This is a genomic window from Natrialba sp. SSL1, from assembly GCF_001861355.1.
In the GTDB taxonomy this organism is placed as follows: Archaea; Halobacteriota; Halobacteria; order Halobacteriales; family Natrialbaceae; genus Natrialba.
The window spans coordinates 372,937-388,559 of record NZ_MASN01000030.1; the positions used below are offsets into that span (position 1 = coordinate 372,937).

Genomic DNA, 15,623 nt, shown 5'->3' on the forward strand with positions numbered 1-15,623 from the left:
CCGAGGTGATGGCTGCTCGAGCCAGCAAGTGGGGCGAATAAAGCCACAATCTTGGAGACCAGGAGCTCCGATACCAATCCACACATGCTAACCTCGCAGTGAAACTCCGATTTTCGGACGTATCAGCACCCGTGCTGGTAGGTTCGGGATTAATGGATGACTCGCGCGTACGTATCTCCTAATGACATCAATTGTCATGGATGATGTTAGCAAGTATTTCGACGGTGGGCAGACCATCGCGAACTACCGGCTAACGCTCGAGGTAGTCGACGGCGAGTTTCTGGTGTTTCTCGGCCCGTCAGGTTGTGGGAAGACGACCGCGCTGCGGCTGATTGCGGGGCTCGAGCAGCCGTCTGAGGGGGCGATCTACTTCGACGACGAGCGGGTTGACGGGCGTTCGCCGAGCAGTCGCAACGTGGCGATGGTGTTTCAGAACTACGCGCTGTATCCGCATATGACGGTCGCGGAGAACATCGGGTACCCGCTGCGGGTTCGGGGCGTCCCGCCCGACGAGCGCGACCGAAAGGTCGAGGAAGTCACCACGTTGTTGCACATCGAAGATCAGGTCGGGAAGAAACCGGCAGCGCTGTCGGGTGGACAGCGCCAGCGGGTGGCGCTCGCGCGGGCGATCATCAGGGAGCCATCGGTGTTTCTGCTCGACGAACCACTCTCGAATCTCGATGCGAAACTCCGCCAGGAGATGCGCGTCGAACTGAAACGGCTCCAGAACGAGCTGGACATCACGACCGTCTACGTGACCCACAATCAGGAGGAGGCGATGAGCATGGCCGATCGGGTCGTGGTGATGAACCGTGGGACGATTCAACAGGTTGCGCCGCCACAGGAACTCTACGAGCGCCCGCGGACGGCGTGGGTAGCCCGGTTTATCGGCTCGCCGCCGATGAACCTGTTCGAGGGCACGCGGCGGAACGGGTCGATCGATTTCGGCGAAGCGGGAGCCGTCGAGTTGGGCGATGTACTGCGGGGCGGCGAGACAGTCGACGACGAGGTCGCGCGGCCGGCATCGCCGGGAAACGGTGACACTGCCAGCGTGGTGACGGGCGACGTCCAGGGCGAGGTCGCACTGGGGGTTCGTCCGGAGGACCTGACCATCACGACCTCGCGGCCGACAGCCGGCAACGTGATCGAAGGACGGGTCGACACCGTCGAACCGCTCGGCGAGTACGTCCTCGTCAACGTCACAGTCAACGACCAACTCGTGAACGCGAAACTGGCCGACGGAACCGTCTCGCGCGACGAGCGCGTCTACCTCACGTTCGACGACGAGGACGCCTACCTGTACGACGAGAACGGCGAGCTGGTCGGCTAACGGAACACAGGAACCCGAGCTATGAGCCTCCGAGACCACTTCGACGCGGTCACCGCAGACACCGATCGGGCAGACGGACTGGCCGTCGACCGAGACAAAGCGATCGCCATCGCAGTCTTTCTGATTCCCGGGCTGACGCTCTTTACGATCTTCTCCGTCGGGCCGATCGTCTACTCGGCGATCGGGAGCTTCTACTCCTGGGACACCTTCACGATGGAGCACTTCGTCGGCATCGACAACTGGGTTCGGTCGCTCACCGACCCGCTTATCGTCAACTGGTCGAACATGCGGGAGTTCCAGTATCCAATGGGGGCGCTCACGCACAACCTCCTCTGGGTGGTCCTGCACGTCCCGGCGAGTACGTTCCTCGGGCTGGCGCTCGCGCTGTTGTTCGCCGATCTGAAGGGGCGGCGTATCCTGCGGTCGATGGTCTTTGCGGGCTTCACCGTTCCACCGATCGTCATCGGTCTGGTGCTCATGTTCGTCTACGACCCGCAGGCCGGCATCTTCAACGAGTTCCTGCGGGTGATCGGCCAGGGACACCTGGTCCGCAACTGGACCCAGTCGCCGCAGGTGGCGATCTACGCGCTTATCGCAGGCGGCATCTGGGTCCACACCGGTTTCAGTATGCTCCTGTACAGCTCGGCGCTGTCCGCTATCGACCCATCGCTGATCGAATCGGCCAAGGTCGACGGTGCCGGCGCGTGGCGACGGTTCTGGGACATCATCTGGCCGCTGGTCAAGCCGGTGACCGCCGTCGTCGTCATCATGGGCATCATCTGGGTGATGCGAATGTTCGACATCGTCTACGCGGCTGGCGGCGCTGCGGGCGGTCCCAACCACGCCTACTCCGTGCTGGGTATCGAGGTGTATCGAGCCGCGTTCCGGCCACAGATCGACTACGGGATGGCGATGGTCGTCGCACTGCTCCAGCTGTTCATCGTCGCCCCACTCGCGCTCTATATCGCTCGCATGCGGTGATCCCAATGACAGACGACGACCCACTCAATCCGACCGGCATCGATGCGGGAGCAGACACGACGAGCGACCGCAAGCGCGAGCGCGGCCAATACCTGCGAACCGAAGAGATACCCGAGACGGCTCCGGAGGCCGATCTCGACTGGCGGACTCGGCTCAGCGAGACGATCCCCACAAGTAGGCGCGCGCTCACGTATCTCGTCTCGATCACCATCGCAGTCCTCTGGATCGTGCCGTTCATCGGCCTGTTCATGGCCTCGTTCCGGCCCCTCTCGGAGATCATCGGCGGCTGGTGGCACGTCGAGGGGATGACGTTCACGCTCGAGAACTACTACCAGGCGTGGGACTACAGCACCGCGCCGATGGGCCGGGCGCTGCGAAACACGTTCATCGTCACGATTCCGGCAGTGCTCATCGTGATGCTCCTCGGCGTGATGGCGGCCTACCCGTTCGCCAGATTCGAGTTCCCCTTGAAGACGACGCTCTTCTTCCTGATACTGCTCGTGATGGCCGCGCCGCCGGAACTCGTCGCGATGGGGAACTACAATGCACTGCACGAGTTCGGGCTGTTCGACACCTACATGGGGCTGATCCTGATCCACATCGGCTGGGGACTGGGCTGGGTCGTCCTCTTCTTGCGAAACTATTTGCTCGGGATTCCGGAGGAACTCGAGGAGGCCGCGCGGATCGACGGAGCCTCGCGGTACCAAATTTTCCGGACGATCATCCTGCCACTGTCGACGCCCGCGCTCGTTTCGGTAGCGGTGATTCAGTTCACTTGGGTCTGGAACGCCTTCTTCTTCCCGCTGGTGTTCATGCGCTCGCCGGAACTCTACCTCGCGCCGCAGGTGCTCCCGCTGATGACCGGACGCGTGCAGGTCGAGTGGGGGATGATCGCCGCCGGCTCGATCATGACGATGGCCGTGCCGGTGATCCTGTTCTTGCTGCTGGAGCGGTACTACAAGCGAGGAATGGTTGCTGCGGTTGCTGACTGACCCTCACACCTCTCCGGCGCAGAACTAATTCATATCTTACCAACCGACACAGGACTAATCCACACTTCGCCAACCGGCGCAGAACTCACTCTGCCACTTCACAACTCCACAAAAAGTCCGTTCAGCACCTCACAGCGGCAACAATCCCATCCTCGTCGCTGCGATTGCCGCGATGATTGCAAGCACGTTCGTCAGGAAAAACAGCCGCGAGGAGAGCCAGGCGAACCCGAGCAACACCGCGATCGGGAAGGCCGCAATCAGCGCCGGCCAGAACCCGCGAATCGCGAGACTCGCAAAAAAGCCAATCGTGAACACGTACAGCAGGTCGACCGCAACGGCGTTGGCACTACTGCGCCGGACCTCCTGGCCGACGATTCGGAGGGACTCGAGTACCCCGCCGTTGCGAGTGTCGCGTCCGGCCTTGCTGTTCGGTCCGCTTTCGAGACCGAGGGAGGTCCCGCTGCTGGTGTTCCCCTCGGCGTCGGTGCCTGTGGTGGTCGTATCAGTGTCGGTACCGCCGTCGGTCTCGAGTCTCGACACGCTATGGGCCGTCCTCCTGCACGGTTTCTTGCAGGGACCCGTCAAGCGACTCGACGATGCCGGTGACGTCTTGGTCCGGTTCGGCCCAGAGGCCGAGGAGCTGCGACCAGAACTCGGCCTGGAACGGATCGCCGACCGCGTCGTCGAGGTCGGGGACGAGATCGACTTCGTCCGCGTGTTCGGACAGCTCCTGCATGATGCCGACATCGAAGGCGTCCGCCGGCACCTCGAGCGAGGACGGAACGAAGCCACCGCGTTCGGTCCAGACCTCCTGTCCGTCGGGGGAGATGATACCCTCGACGGCGGTTCTGGCCGCGTCGGTCGCGTCCGTATACGCAGGGATGGTGAACCAGTTGATGCTGGTCACCATCGCGTCGGTGCCGGGAAGCATGAAGTACTCGAGGTCTTCTGGATCCTCGATCGGGCCGAACGTCGGCGTCCACGACCCCATGAAGTACAGGGGCGTCTCGTTCTCCCAGAAGAACTCGTACTGGATACCGAAGTCTCGCACTTCGCTGAAGTAGCCAGCCTGCAAGAGTTCCTGCAGTTCCTCGAAGGCCGTCACGACGCGATCATCGGTGAACTCGGCGTCGCCCTCGATAAGATCCTGCTGGAGCTGGGCACCGTCGTCCTGCCGAAGGATGAACGCCTCCGTGACATCGCTGAGCGGCCAGCCATCGCCGTTCCCGGACGCGAGCGGTGCCTCGACGCCCTCAATGCCGTCGATTTCGTCGAGGAGGTCGAGGAAGGCGTCGTAATCCTCGGGCTCCTCGAGTCCGTGTTCCTCGAAGAACGACTGGCGGTACCAGAAGCCCGGCTTGAGGTCCATTCCGAACGGAGCGGCGTAGACCTCACCGTTCGCCTCGACAACCGCGTGCTCGGTCGAGTACTCGTCTTCGTCCCACAGGTCACCCACCGGTTCGAGGTGGCCCGCCTGGCCGTCCCGTCTCACTCGCCCCTCGGTCGGCAACACGACGATGTCGGCGGTCGCGATGCCGGCCTCGTAGTCCATCAGCGTCTCCGTCAGGAGCGTTTCGGTGTCTCGCGGCGCGTACGAGATATCGACGCCGGTCTCTCCCTCCACGTAGTCGACCACGGCGAGGAAGTCTTCCTCCTCGTCGTCAGTCCAGACGGCCGTGACCGTCACCGCCTCCTGCGCGCTGACGCCGCCAGCGCCGCCCAGTCCCGCCAGTGCGATCGCCCCGCCGCCGACGCCACGGAGTACACCGCGACGGTCGACGTTCATGGTATCGTCTCCCATGGAGTGTCCTATGACCGATCGGTATCATAATGGTTTTCCACATGTTGGTGTAAGTACAGGAAGGCGACCAGTCTGGCAGGGAGACTGATCCGGTCGCATTGCAACAAGATTCGAAACGAACCAAACCTTCCTCAGCAGTTCTCGAGATCCCACCCGACGAACGGCGCTTCGCACTCGACCGAAAGCGCATCCAGCAATCGCGCGAGGCCGAGATAGCACCCCGAGAGCATCCCGATTCCCAAAATTGTCTCGTCGTCGTAGCACTCGGCCAGTCGATCGTGCGTCGCGTCGTCGACCGCACCCGTGACGAACGCCGCGACGTAGTCGACGATTGCTGCGTGGTTGTACTCGAGTCGATCCTGCTCCTCGCGGGACACGGCGAGAATCTGCTCGGGGTCCATCCCCTCGTCGAGTGCGACGCGGACGTGCTGGTGCCACTCGTAGGCCGAGTCGGCGTAGTAGGCCGTCGCGAGAATCACGAACTCGCGTTCGTGGGGTGAGAGGCCGCTTTCGCGCCAGACCGCGGAGCCGTAGGCGCGGAACTGCTCCAGTAGGGCGGGGTCCTGACCCATAGTTCGGTAGACGTTGAGCGTGCCGCCCTCGAGTGAGTGGCCGCGCTCTTCGGGTGGAACGTCTTTATCGGACAGCGTGTCGAGCAGGTCGCGTTTGTCGGCCGGGAACTCCTCGGGGTCGACGGGTGGAATCCGTGGCATATGCGCACGTTCGTCGGTGAGTAAAAATAGGTCAGTGATGCTGCTGTGACGTGTTCACTGTGAAAACGATTGGGTGCGAGAATCAAGCTACCTGAAGACGGTCCCACTCGCTACATTTGTGGGCCACGTCTTCCGTTGTTCGAGTCTCCGAGGATGCCGTCGGCTCACGAGTTTGTTCATCGGATCAGCTTGCTGCGCCGAGTAGTTGCTCACTCCGTTCGCGACAACGCCGAAGAACGACCGGGTGCGAGAATCGAACCACGCCGAGACGTGCTCGCTGGCGCTGCGCGCGACTCGTCTGGTTCGATCTCGGTCGGACTTTCGACTCCTCCATGAAGTCGTCGTCAGAAAGTCCGGGTGCGAGAATCGAACCCGCGTCTCAGCCTCCACAAGGCTGAAGGATAACCACTACCCCAACCCGGACACGCTTGCAGACGTATGTAGGTCCGGTTAACCTGAAATACGTTACGACTCGCGTACGTGATCGTGGTAGCAGATACCGCGATTGTCGGCCGCTCGCAGTCACGTTCCGATCGGAACCTGAATCGCCGACCGAGACGTTTTTCGGCCACGCTATCGTACGTCCGCCAACGCGTGGCCATCACCGACAAGATCTACGTCAAGAACCACCGGCAACTGAGCTCCCAGCTCGAGACGAACATCCCCAAAGGCGCGTTCAAGGGTGCCACCCTCGACATGCTCTTTCAGGGCGCGGGACTCGAGAAGCTCGACGACGCAACTCGGGATCGGGTGCTCGACTTCACGGAGGACTTCCTCGACTGCGACTGCGACAACAACCCCTACTGTGGCTGTCCCGAGCGGAAGTTCACCGAGTACCTACTCGAGTTACGAGCGCAGGGGCTCGGCCCCGATGCGATCGTTGACGTGATGAGTGACGACTACATGGTGTATGCCTACTCGGGCGACGTACTCTCCTTTCTCGACAGCGGCGTGCGGACGCTCGAGGCTGCTGAGAGTCTGGCGCGAGTCGAGGGCGCAGACGAGAAGCGCGACGAGATTCGGCAGTCAAAGCAGGATCTCGCACGGTAGCTCGCTCGCACAGCGATCCGTCTGGGGGAGCGAGCGTCTATCGATATAACCGCGCACACAACTGCGCACCCGCTCTTCATGCACCTGCGCGTCGAGAAACTAAGTAGCCATCCGTAGACGACACCACCGTGTTGTCGCCACAGCTTTCACTCCGAGGACGGCTCTCCCGGCAGCCATCGCGCCGGCGCTGGTCCACCCATACCAGCCGTCGCGTTCCACAGAACAACCGAACACGACCCACCCCACCCAAAGGTGACCAGCAATGACAGCCAACGTCCTCGGCTACCACGCCTCCCACGAACAGTTCGCCCCGAGCGAGGTACTCGAGTACGCCCAACTCGCAGACGAGCAGGGCTTCGAGCACGCGCTCGCCTCGGATCACTTCCATCCCTGGAGCGAGCAGCAGGGCGAGTCGGGGCTTGTCTGGTCGTGGCTCGGGTCGGCGCTGGAGGCGACAGACCTGACGTTCGGGACGGTCAACGCGCCCGGCTACCGCTACCATCCGGCGATCATCGCGCAGGGAGCGGCGACACTGCGCGAGATGTACCCCGAGCGGTTCTGGCTCGCGGTCGGCAGCGGGCAGCTGCTCAACGAGGGCATTACGGGCGCAGACTGGCCAATCAAGGAAGAACGAAACGCGCGTCTCGAGGAGTGTGCGACAGTCATGCGGCGACTCTGGGACGGCGAGGAGGTGACCCACCACGGGCGCGTCGATGTCGAGCGGGCGACGCTCTACTCCCGCCCGGAGACGCCGCCGCCGCTGATCGGAGCGGCGCTGTCCGAGGAGACCGCCGAGTGGCTGGCCGAGTGGGCCGACGGCATGATCACCATCGCGACGCCGAATCACGAAGACGACGCGGCTCGCGTCGAGGCCTTCCGCGAGCACGCTCCGGAGAAGCCAGTGTACCTCAAGGCTCAACACTCCTACGCGAGCGACGAGGAGGCTGCACTCGAGGGCGCGGTCGAGCAGTGGCGAAATCAGTGTATTCCGGGGACGGTCACACAGGAGCTTCGGACGCCAGAGGACTACGACGAACTCGGGGCGCAGATTGGTGAAGAAGAGGTGGAAGCGAACGTCCGTGTCTCTGCGGACCTAGAGGAGCATCGCGAGTGGATCGAACAGGACCTCGAACTCGACGTCGATCGGGTCTACCTCCACAACGTCAACACGAATCAGGAGGAGTTCATCGAAGCGTTCGGCGAGGACGTGCTGCCGGCGTTCGACTAGGATGTAATAGCGGCTGACGGCTAGTTGATGGCCCCTGGCTCTCAAACCCGCATCCGTTGACTGTCTACCGCAACTGGTAGGAGTCGTCCACATCAGCGCCGTCGATCTCGTCAAAATCGTCGAGATCGTCGAGCAACAGCACCTCGTCTTCCTCGTCCTCGAGTCGATCCTGGAGCTGCGTGACGTAGGCTTTGTACTCGTCGAGTTGCTCGCGAAGATGGTCCGTCTCGAGTTCGAGTCGCTCGTGTTCGCGGATGAAACTCTTCGGGACCTCGACGGTCGGCGGGAACGAGAGGTCCGCGTCGTCGCCATCGCTGCTACCAGCACCCTCGGCCGATCTGATCTCGAGTTCGCGCTCGGGAACGACCGCGACCTGCCCGTCGTGCTCGACGAGCTGGTCGACGTAGTCGCGAAACACCGCGGACAGCGAGATGTCGCGCTCCTCGGCGATGTCCTGAAGCGCGTCGAACGCGTCCTCGTTGACGCGAAACGAGATCGTCTTGTTCTTGTTGCCCATTCGTACTCGTCAGTTACTCACCGGGCATTCCACTTAACGGTTCGTCAGACGAGAAGATCGAATTCGGTTCGAACGTCCAGCTCATCGCCTGGCGTCGCCCGGTGTCGCCCGGCGTCGCACGCTCGGATGCTCGGGCGCTTACGACTCCGGTGCCAGCCCCTTCTCGGCCAGTTCGGCGATCGCGTCCGCCGACTTCTCGAGTTCGAGTCCCATCCCCTCCCGTACGTGCTCGGCTTTCGTGAACTGGATCTCGCCGTACTCGACCAACTGGACGCGGTTCCCCCACGGATCTCGGAACTCGAGCCCCGGCACGTCCAGACGGTCAACGCCCTGGTCGTCGAGTCGGCGTTCGGCAGCGTCGAGGTCGTCGACGACGAGGCCGAAGTGGCGTTTCTCGTCCCCGGTCGCCGCCGCGTTGGCGGTCTCCGATAGCGCGATGAACTGATCGCCCATGTCGAGAAACGCTGCGGTCTCCGACCGCCCCCGGAGTTCGAACGCGAACAGCGACTCGTAGAACTCGAGTGCATTCTCGATGTCGCCGACCTCGAGAGCGACGTGGTTGATGCCGACGAGTTGCGGACGGTCGTCGGTGCGGTCTGTGTTCGGTTCGGTTCTGGTGTCGCTCGACTCGGACGTGGACTCGTTCGGCTCGGGCATGGGTTCGTGTACGCCGCCCGAACGGGTAATAATGGGGCTGGCGGCGGGCAGTGGGAAAGAAAGGGTCCGACGAGCGGTGGCGGGGCGGCCGTGCAGCGGCGCGGCGGTGTGGCGTCGCAGCGACGCGACTACGGGTATCGGTGCAGGTACGCTATCACTGTCGGCATCGGACAGACAAAAATCGAATCGGTGCCGACGGTTACGCCGTCGCGTCAGCCTCTTGCTCCTCGAGTTGCTCGAGTGCCTGGATCACGTCGTTGCGGTAGTTGACGACCGGCGAGTCGTACTGCTCGCGGGCCATCTGGGCGTACTCGTTCGTCGGCGCAGTCGACGCGCTCTCGGGGGCCTCCTGTTCGGCTTCCCACTCCTCGAAGGCCTCGATGCGGTCGAGCGTGCGTTCTGCGGTTTCGACGACCCAGCGGTCGCGGGTCGCGGCGTCGACAACTGCGATCGATTCGGGTCGAACGGAGACGTTGACGGAACCATCTTCGGTCTCGTAGGTCCGGGGCTTGCCGACGACCGAGACGTACGCTGGCGGCTCGGTCTCGCGCAGGATCGAGGCCGCTTCGGGCTGGTACTGCCCGGCGTAGACGAAGAACGTCCCCGTCGGGTCGACGACGCGGCCGCGCCAGTACTCGCTGTCCTCGCCGACATCCTCGGTCTCAGTCAGCGTGCCGACGATGAACGCGCGGTTCGCGCGGTCACCCGTCGGGAGCAGGGCGAAGTTCGGCGCGCGCTCGTCGTCGCTTTCTTTGAACGTGTACGTCGAATCGTTGAATTCCGAGGCGAAGACGCGGCGGGCGACTTCGCGGGTGAGTTCTGCCTGGCTCATGGTTACATCGACCTCGCTTTGATCAGCAGCTGTTCAGCATCGGCGGGTCCGTCGAGTTCGGAGACATCGTCTGCGAGCACGTAGCGGCCGAACGTCGGCCCCTCGATGCGGTAGTAGGTGCCGACGATGTCGTCCGCGATTTCGTCGGCGACGACGGTCGTGTCGAGTGCGTCCATCGCCATGTCCTTGGCCTCCTCGAGTGAGAGCCCGGTCAGCTCCTCCGTCGCCTCCTTGTCGAAGATTACTTCGTGGGCGTCCAGCCCGTCGTCGACGACGGCCTTGATTCGGAGGTCGAATTCGCCTTCGACCTCGCCGTGTTCGTTACAGCGCCCGTTCTGGAGTACTCTGGTGCAGTCCTCCTTCGGGCAGCGCTTGATGAGGCCGCTGCCGCTTTGCATATCGACGAGCGCACCTTCGATCTCGCTCGTGTCGTCGCCGACCTCGAGTTCCTCGTCGAGTTCCTCGATGATCGTCGTGCTGTTGAGTTTGACCGAGTACCGACCCTGGTACTCGTCGGTCACGACGTTCTCGAGGGAGTAAACGCCGCCCTCCTCGAGTGCGGGAAGCTCTGATTTAGCCCACTTGGTGAACTTGATCGTTCCCGTCGGGTCGCCGAGCAGGCCGACCTGGGCGACGGCGTCGCTTCGTGGGTCCCAGAGTTCGATAACTTTCGCCGTGAGGTCGACCCACTCCTCGGGTTCGTCGACGTCTTCGACGTTCACCGCCTCGCTCGAGCCACTCGAGAGGTCCTCGCGGTCGAGGCCGGCCTCCTCTAGGTAGTGGTTGGTGACGCTCCGGCGCGCCTCGTCCATTGGTACTTTGTATTCGTCGACGAGCGTGGCCAGGCGCTCTTCGACGTCCTCGACGCTCACGTCGAGGTGGTCCGAAAACTGGTCGTGGATGTCGTCCGCGTGCTGTCGTACGTCGCTCATGGTGTCACGCCTCCTCTTAGGTTTCACTGGGAGGCATACGCCCATTCGCGCCCGATCATATTTAAAGTGCGGTTACCGGAGTGAAAGTGAACAGTCGTTGACTGCGCGCAGAGAACGCTGCGTGAATGCGGGCTAGGACTCGGTTGCAGCATCCGGCAACCCGTCGCTCTCGTCGGTTTCGACGACGACACGGATGTGATCGCCCTCGGTAAGTTCCTGGTCGGAAGCTGCGGGAGCGCGGTTGATCGTCAGTTCGACGCTCGTCCCGTCATCGCTGTCGTCGTAGGTCGTGCCGTGGATGCTGATCGTAGAGTCGGTGATCGGCATCTCGATGTCTGACATCGCCTCGCCGAACGTGACCCGTTCGGGGTGCATATGCCAGACGTTGCCGTCGTTCGGGTGGAAGTGGAACGTCCCGCCGAGTTCCTCGTAGTAGTACTGGGACTGTTCGAAATCGATCGCCTCGCCGTCGACGCTGACGGTGATCTCACCGTGTTCGTGGACCTCGCCGCTCTCGCTCAGCCCAGAGGCGACGATGTAGCCGGCCGAGCCGATTACGAGCAGGACGAACGAGAGCGCAAGTCCGTAGACGATGATCGGATCTCTGCCACCCGGTCCCGACTGTGACTGCGAGGGGGACTCAAGTTCACCTGCTGTGGCGACGCGCCGACGGTCGATGCGCCCGAGTTCGTCGACATGGTCGCGACTGAGGTGGGCCAGGTAGGACTCCTCGTCGTCGAACGATGCGTCGCAGTAGTCACAGTCGGGCATCGGTTGGCTCGCACTAGCGAGAGGGAGTACTCAACGGTGTCGGTCGCACGAGCACGAGGGCGGTCTTACAGCGCCCACTCACGAGCGAGATGGTGCACTACTGAGTTTCGCCGGCGGCCTGGTGACGTGTCGCCAGCCCCGCAAGGTGGGGCGACTCGGGGACGATCAGCTGTTCGCACGCAGTCTGACACGCGCCGGTGCTTCCCGGAATGCAGAACACCGGTGTGTCGACGGCGATGCCAGCGGTCGCACGCGAGGCAATCGTCCGCGTGCCGATCTCCTCCCACGAAAGCGCGCGAAAGCGCTCGCCAAATCCCGGGAGGTCCCGCTCGAACAGCGAGGATGTCGCCTCGGGTGACACATCGTCGGTGGTGACGCCCGTCCCGCCGGTCGTGACGACGACGTCGATATCGCGTCGCGCAACGAGGCCGCGAACAGCGGTCCGGATCGACGAATAGTCGTCTCGGACGAGCAGCCGTTCTTGTACCTCGTGACCCTCGGCTTCGAAGCACTCCTGGATGGTGTCACCGCCGGGGTCGTCGGGTTCGGACCCAGCGTCGTCGGCCTGCGCGCGCGAACTCGAGACCGTTACGATCCCGACGTAGAGAGGATCGATAACGTCGTGTCCGTGGTCGTCGGTGCTGCGCCGATCGTCTCGGTCGGTTGCCATACGTATCCCTCTACACTGCATCGGCATAAGCGATGGTCAGCCCGAGTGGCAGTCGGCGCAAGTGATGCCCGCTGTGAGTGATTGCCGACGCCATCAAACCGAATCAAGCACCGCGAGACTCGTCGATCTCTGCGAGTACACAGGTCAGTACGCCCGTCCGGAACGTTTTACTACCACTCGAGCAACCTGTCACGTGAATGGCTCCCCGAGACGCCACGGGTAGGCACCCACCCGCTGCAGCCTTCGCCCCAATCCTGCTCGCGAATCTGGTGCCGCTCGTCGGCGTTCTCGAGTTCGGCTGGGATCCCGCGACGCTGGTCGTCATCTATGCGCTCGAGGTGCTGCTCGCGTTTCCACTCGCCGCGGGGAAAGCGCTGTTCGCGGGGAAGCCACCGAACATCGAGGAGCTAGAGACGGACGACGAGAACGAGAGTAGCGGGGACTCGAGTGTCGTCAATATCGGCAACACGGATCTGGCACGAAAGCGCGGGAGCGTGCGACTGGTGTCCTGGCTGCCGCCGGTGTATCCGCGGAACGTGCCGTTCATTGGAGGGGTGCTGTTCGCGACCGTCTGGTCGACCCTCTTCATCGTGGCGCTGCTGTCTGAGGTCGCCATCGACGAGGCCCTCGCGCGGCCCGAGGTCTGGCTCAGCGTCGTCGCGCTGATCAGCGGGCAACTCATCGAAACCTGGCGCGACTATCTCCGCGGCGGACGCTACGAGGAGACCTCGCCGTACGCCGTCATCGAAACCCCTGCACGGCAGGCGTTCTTCCTGATTTTCGTCCTCTTCATCGTGGCGGAGGCCAGCGGTGCGATTGTCCTCGCCGCGTTCGTCGCCGTCAAGTTGCTCGTCGACTGGTCGGCGTTTCGCGCGACCAACGGCGGTGGTGGCCGACTCACGGGCTGGCTATCCGGTCCGGACGGCGAGGACGAGTCCGACGAAACTGGCGAGACCGGCGAGACAGGCGGGGCAGTCGAGACAGGCGAAACCACCGCCAATGAAATCGGTGAGAACGGAGCGAGACTCGAACCCCTTTCTGTACCCGACGGCGAACCGGATACTCGCGTTTCAACACATACGCCCACAGTGGTTCTCACCGGCATCCTCCACACGCTGGTGAAGCCGGCACCGTTCTACACCGGCATCGTCATCGTCGCGTGGTTCATCACCCTCGCCGTGCTGGGCGGCACCGCCAGCGGCGGCTTCGCAGTCGCGCTAACGATCGGCATCAGTTTCCTCGCGCTCGCTGCGCTCGCCGGCTATCTGACCGTCAAAACGCTCGAGCACATCCTCTCGCACGCGCCACTCGAGTACCATCGGTACGACGACCACCTCGTCGCGTACGATACGTGGGTCGAAGAACCTCAGTGGGAAATTCCATTGCACGAGATCCGCGACGTGAGTCTCGTCACCGACCGGTATCCAGATCGCGTGTACGACACCCGAACACTCGAGGCGCAGATGGGATGGGGCGACGACGAGGCGACACGAGAGATCGGTCCGGTCGTGGACGCCGACGCGTTCGCCGAGGCGCTCGACCTCCCGATTCGCGGGGCGGGACTCGAGTTACAACCGATCGATCGACGGATTGCAGCGATTGCGGTTGCCCCGCTCGGTGGACTCCTCGTCGGTGCTGTCGCGGTCGTCGTTGGTCCCTGGCCGTTGCTTGCCGCGCTCCCGTACGTCATCTTCGGGCTGCCGTTTATTGCGCTCGTTCTGCACGGACTCTGGCGGCAGGCGTACCCAGATCCGGATCCAGATCCAGGTCCGGGTCCAGAGTAGCACTCACGTTGACCACTGAGAGTCTCGTGTTCGGAGAGCGCTCGGACCGAACCCTACACTCGATCCTACGGCTCGATCGAAATCACCGTGGTCTCGCCCATGCCTGTCGGCGTGTCGTTCTCGTACTCGAGCCAGTCATCGTCCAGCTCCGCGTCGGTGAGCAGGCACTCGTCGAGGCGTTCCTCGAGGGCGTCCAGGTCGACGTTGCGACCGATCAGCGCGAGTCGTGTCTCGCGGTCGCCCCACTCCTCGTCCCACGGGAGGTCGGGCTGGCCCTGACGGTACGTCTCCTGGCGATCCGCGGAGAAGCTGGCGATCCAGCGACCCGTTACCTCGAGTGCGGTCTCGCTGCCGGCGTAGCTCATCGTGATGGCCTGTTTGTCACGTCCGGCGATCCAGCACAGTCCCTTCGCGCGCACGAGGCCGTCGGGGAGATCAGCGAGGAAGGCGGCGAACCGTTCGGGATGGAGCGGCCGGCGGCGGTGGTAGGTGTCGACGGTGATGCCGTAGCGTTCGGGCGGGTGGGTGTGGGCGTGGTCGTGCTCGTGGTGCCCGTTGCGTTCAGAGTGCTCGTGGTGCTCGTTGTACTCGTTGTGTTCGGGGTGATCGTGGTCCGCCTCGCCGTGGGCGTGATCGTCACCGCGCTCATCCGCTTCGATCACCCGCTTCCAGCCCGCCGCGTCGGTCACCGCCTCGAGGTCGAATCGCTCGACAGCCAGTATCTCGGCGGGATCGATTACCCCGTGTTCGGTCGTCACGACCTCGGCGCGCGGCTGAAGCGTCTCGAGAACGGCGACGACGCGCTCGCGTTCGGCGTCGGAAACGAGGTCGCACTTGTTGACGACCAGCAGGTCACAGAACTCGACCTGCGCCAGAACGAGATCTGCGAGCGGACGCGTTCCGGAGTCATCCGGTCCCTGAACGACGGGAACATCGTCGGAATCGGCGTCGGCGAATCGATCGTGAAATCGCCGCGCGTCGACAACGGTGACGACAGCAAAGAGGTCGTACGGCCCCCCAGCAGGGCCGCGGACGAACTGGCGCGCGATTGGCTCGGGTTCGCCGACGCCAGAGGCCTCGACGACGAGATGGTCGAACTCGTGTTCCTTCCAGAGCTGGATCACCGCCCGCGAGAGTTCGCCGCCGAGGCTACAGCAGATACAGCCGTTCTCGAGTGCGACGACTTCCTCGCCGGTCGCGAGATCGGTGCGAGCCTCCACGAGATCGGCGTCGACGTTGACCGCGCCGACGTCGTTGACCAACACTGCGACATCGCGCTCGGCCGACTCGAGTAGCCCCGAAAGCAACGTCGTCTTTCCCGCGCCGAGTTCGCCGCTGAGGACGGTGACCGGAACAGACATGCTG

16 protein-coding genes and 1 tRNA gene are annotated in these 15,623 nt (G+C 63.4%); 6 read left to right on the top strand and 11 right to left on the bottom strand.

Annotated features, from left to right (window positions below; all coding sequences use genetic code 11):
* Positions 1–196: 196 nt before the first annotated feature.
* Genes BBD46_RS09870 through BBD46_RS09880 form a run of 3 tightly spaced genes read left to right on the top strand, consistent with a single transcriptional unit; the run spans position 197 to position 3,303 of the window.
* A complete protein-coding gene (locus tag BBD46_RS09870) occupies positions 197–1,330 on the top strand; it encodes an ABC transporter ATP-binding protein (RefSeq protein WP_071401525.1) in 1,134 nt (377 codons plus the stop codon).
* A gap of 21 nt (positions 1,331–1,351) precedes the next feature.
* Positions 1,352–2,311, top strand: coding sequence for a carbohydrate ABC transporter permease (locus BBD46_RS09875; protein ID WP_071401526.1), 960 nt, complete (start codon positions 1,352–1,354; stop codon positions 2,309–2,311).
* Positions 2,312–2,316: 5 nt separating this feature from the next.
* The gene (locus BBD46_RS09880; RefSeq protein WP_071401527.1) at positions 2,317–3,303 is read left to right on the top strand and encodes a carbohydrate ABC transporter permease; all 987 of its coding nucleotides are present in this window, start codon (positions 2,317–2,319) and stop codon (positions 3,301–3,303) included.
* Positions 3,304–3,432: 129 nt separating this feature from the next.
* Here the strand turns inward: BBD46_RS09880 and BBD46_RS09885 are convergent, their stop codons facing one another.
* The 4 genes from BBD46_RS09885 to BBD46_RS09900 form a co-directional block, all read right to left on the bottom strand.
* The gene (locus BBD46_RS09885) at positions 3,433–3,843 is read right to left on the bottom strand and encodes a hypothetical protein (protein ID WP_071401528.1); all 411 of its coding nucleotides are present in this window, start codon (positions 3,841–3,843) and stop codon (positions 3,433–3,435) included.
* A 1-nt stretch (position 3,844) separates the two neighbouring features.
* Positions 3,845–5,104, bottom strand: a complete 1,260-nt coding sequence (locus tag BBD46_RS09890) for an ABC transporter substrate-binding protein (protein ID WP_071401529.1) — start codon at positions 5,102–5,104, stop codon at positions 3,845–3,847.
* Between the two features lie 131 nt (positions 5,105–5,235).
* Entirely contained in the window at positions 5,236–5,817 is a 582-nt protein-coding gene (locus tag BBD46_RS09895) for a carboxymuconolactone decarboxylase family protein (protein ID WP_071401530.1), read from the bottom strand.
* A gap of 351 nt (positions 5,818–6,168) precedes the next feature.
* Positions 6,169–6,240: transfer RNA gene (locus BBD46_RS09900), tRNA-His, on the bottom strand.
* A 171-nt stretch (positions 6,241–6,411) separates the two neighbouring features.
* On the opposite strand from BBD46_RS09900, the gene BBD46_RS09905 reads away from it, so the two are divergent.
* Together BBD46_RS09905 and BBD46_RS09910 are read left to right on the top strand one after the other, a co-directional pair.
* The gene (locus BBD46_RS09905) at positions 6,412–6,867 is read left to right on the top strand and encodes a DUF5814 domain-containing protein (protein WP_071401531.1); all 456 of its coding nucleotides are present in this window, start codon (positions 6,412–6,414) and stop codon (positions 6,865–6,867) included.
* Between the two features lie 262 nt (positions 6,868–7,129).
* The gene (locus BBD46_RS09910) at positions 7,130–8,095 is read left to right on the top strand and encodes a TIGR03885 family FMN-dependent LLM class oxidoreductase (protein WP_071401532.1); all 966 of its coding nucleotides are present in this window, start codon (positions 7,130–7,132) and stop codon (positions 8,093–8,095) included.
* Positions 8,096–8,159: 64 nt separating this feature from the next.
* On the opposite strand, the gene BBD46_RS09915 is transcribed toward BBD46_RS09910, so the two are convergent.
* The 6 genes from BBD46_RS09915 to BBD46_RS09940 all read right to left on the bottom strand — a co-directional run bounded on the left by BBD46_RS09915 (position 8,160) and on the right by BBD46_RS09940 (position 12,474).
* Positions 8,160–8,612 carry a CopG family transcriptional regulator gene (locus BBD46_RS09915; protein WP_071401533.1) on the bottom strand — a complete coding sequence of 151 codons (453 nt, stop codon included), beginning with the start codon at positions 8,610–8,612 and terminating at the stop codon, positions 8,160–8,162.
* 138 nt (positions 8,613–8,750) lie between these two features.
* Entirely contained in the window at positions 8,751–9,269 is a 519-nt protein-coding gene (locus tag BBD46_RS09920) for a VOC family protein (protein ID WP_071401534.1), read from the bottom strand.
* Positions 9,270–9,468: 199 nt separating this feature from the next.
* Entirely contained in the window at positions 9,469–10,101 is a 633-nt protein-coding gene (locus BBD46_RS09925) for an RPA family protein (protein ID WP_071401535.1), read from the bottom strand.
* 2 nt (positions 10,102–10,103) lie between these two features.
* Positions 10,104–11,033 (bottom strand): replication factor A, encoded by a 930-nt coding sequence (locus BBD46_RS09930; RefSeq protein WP_071401536.1) that lies wholly within the window; start codon positions 11,031–11,033, stop codon positions 10,104–10,106.
* A gap of 132 nt (positions 11,034–11,165) precedes the next feature.
* Positions 11,166–11,804, bottom strand: a complete 639-nt coding sequence (locus BBD46_RS09935) for a hypothetical protein (RefSeq protein ID WP_071401537.1) — start codon at positions 11,802–11,804, stop codon at positions 11,166–11,168.
* Between the two features lie 97 nt (positions 11,805–11,901).
* Positions 11,902–12,474 carry a MogA/MoaB family molybdenum cofactor biosynthesis protein gene (locus tag BBD46_RS09940; protein ID WP_071401538.1) on the bottom strand — a complete coding sequence of 191 codons (573 nt, stop codon included), beginning with the start codon at positions 12,472–12,474 and terminating at the stop codon, positions 11,902–11,904.
* Positions 12,475–12,671: 197 nt separating this feature from the next.
* On the opposite strand from BBD46_RS09940, the gene BBD46_RS09945 reads away from it, so the two are divergent.
* Complete coding sequence (locus tag BBD46_RS09945; protein ID WP_071401539.1) at positions 12,672–14,258, top strand: DUF6498-containing protein; 1,587 nt, start codon at positions 12,672–12,674, stop codon at positions 14,256–14,258.
* Positions 14,259–14,323: 65 nt separating this feature from the next.
* On the opposite strand, the gene BBD46_RS09950 is transcribed toward BBD46_RS09945, so the two are convergent.
* A complete protein-coding gene (locus BBD46_RS09950) occupies positions 14,324–15,619 on the bottom strand; it encodes a CobW family GTP-binding protein (RefSeq protein WP_071401540.1) in 1,296 nt (431 codons plus the stop codon).
* Positions 15,620–15,623 lie beyond the last annotated feature (4 nt).

Excerpts from the sequence above, each read along its gene's own strand:
- BBD46_RS09870 (WP_071401525.1), top strand. The coding sequence starts at position 197 with ATGGATGATGTTAGCAAGTATTTCGACGGTGGGCAGACCATCGCGAAC.
- BBD46_RS09875 (WP_071401526.1), top strand. The coding sequence starts at position 1,352 with ATGAGCCTCCGAGACCACTTCGACGCGGTCACCGCAGACACCGATCGG.
- BBD46_RS09880 (WP_071401527.1), top strand. The coding sequence starts at position 2,317 with ATGACAGACGACGACCCACTCAATCCGACCGGCATCGATGCGGGAGCA.
- BBD46_RS09890 (WP_071401529.1), bottom strand. The coding sequence starts at position 5,104 with ATGGGAGACGATACCATGAACGTCGACCGTCGCGGTGTACTCCGTGGC.
- BBD46_RS09895 (WP_071401530.1), bottom strand. The coding sequence starts at position 5,817 with ATGCCACGGATTCCACCCGTCGACCCCGAGGAGTTCCCGGCCGACAAA.
- BBD46_RS09910 (WP_071401532.1), top strand. The coding sequence starts at position 7,130 with ATGACAGCCAACGTCCTCGGCTACCACGCCTCCCACGAACAGTTCGCC.
- BBD46_RS09915 (WP_071401533.1), bottom strand. The coding sequence starts at position 8,612 with ATGGGCAACAAGAACAAGACGATCTCGTTTCGCGTCAACGAGGACGCG.
- BBD46_RS09920 (WP_071401534.1), bottom strand. The coding sequence starts at position 9,269 with ATGCCCGAGCCGAACGAGTCCACGTCCGAGTCGAGCGACACCAGAACC.
- BBD46_RS09925 (WP_071401535.1), bottom strand. The coding sequence starts at position 10,101 with ATGAGCCAGGCAGAACTCACCCGCGAAGTCGCCCGCCGCGTCTTCGCC.
- BBD46_RS09930 (WP_071401536.1), bottom strand. The coding sequence starts at position 11,033 with ATGAGCGACGTACGACAGCACGCGGACGACATCCACGACCAGTTTTCG.
- BBD46_RS09935 (WP_071401537.1), bottom strand. The coding sequence starts at position 11,804 with ATGCCCGACTGTGACTACTGCGACGCATCGTTCGACGACGAGGAGTCC.
- BBD46_RS09940 (WP_071401538.1), bottom strand. The coding sequence starts at position 12,474 with ATGGCAACCGACCGAGACGATCGGCGCAGCACCGACGACCACGGACAC.
- BBD46_RS09945 (WP_071401539.1), top strand. The coding sequence starts at position 12,672 with ATGGCTCCCCGAGACGCCACGGGTAGGCACCCACCCGCTGCAGCCTTC.
- BBD46_RS09950 (WP_071401540.1), bottom strand. The coding sequence starts at position 15,619 with ATGTCTGTTCCGGTCACCGTCCTCAGCGGCGAACTCGGCGCGGGAAAG.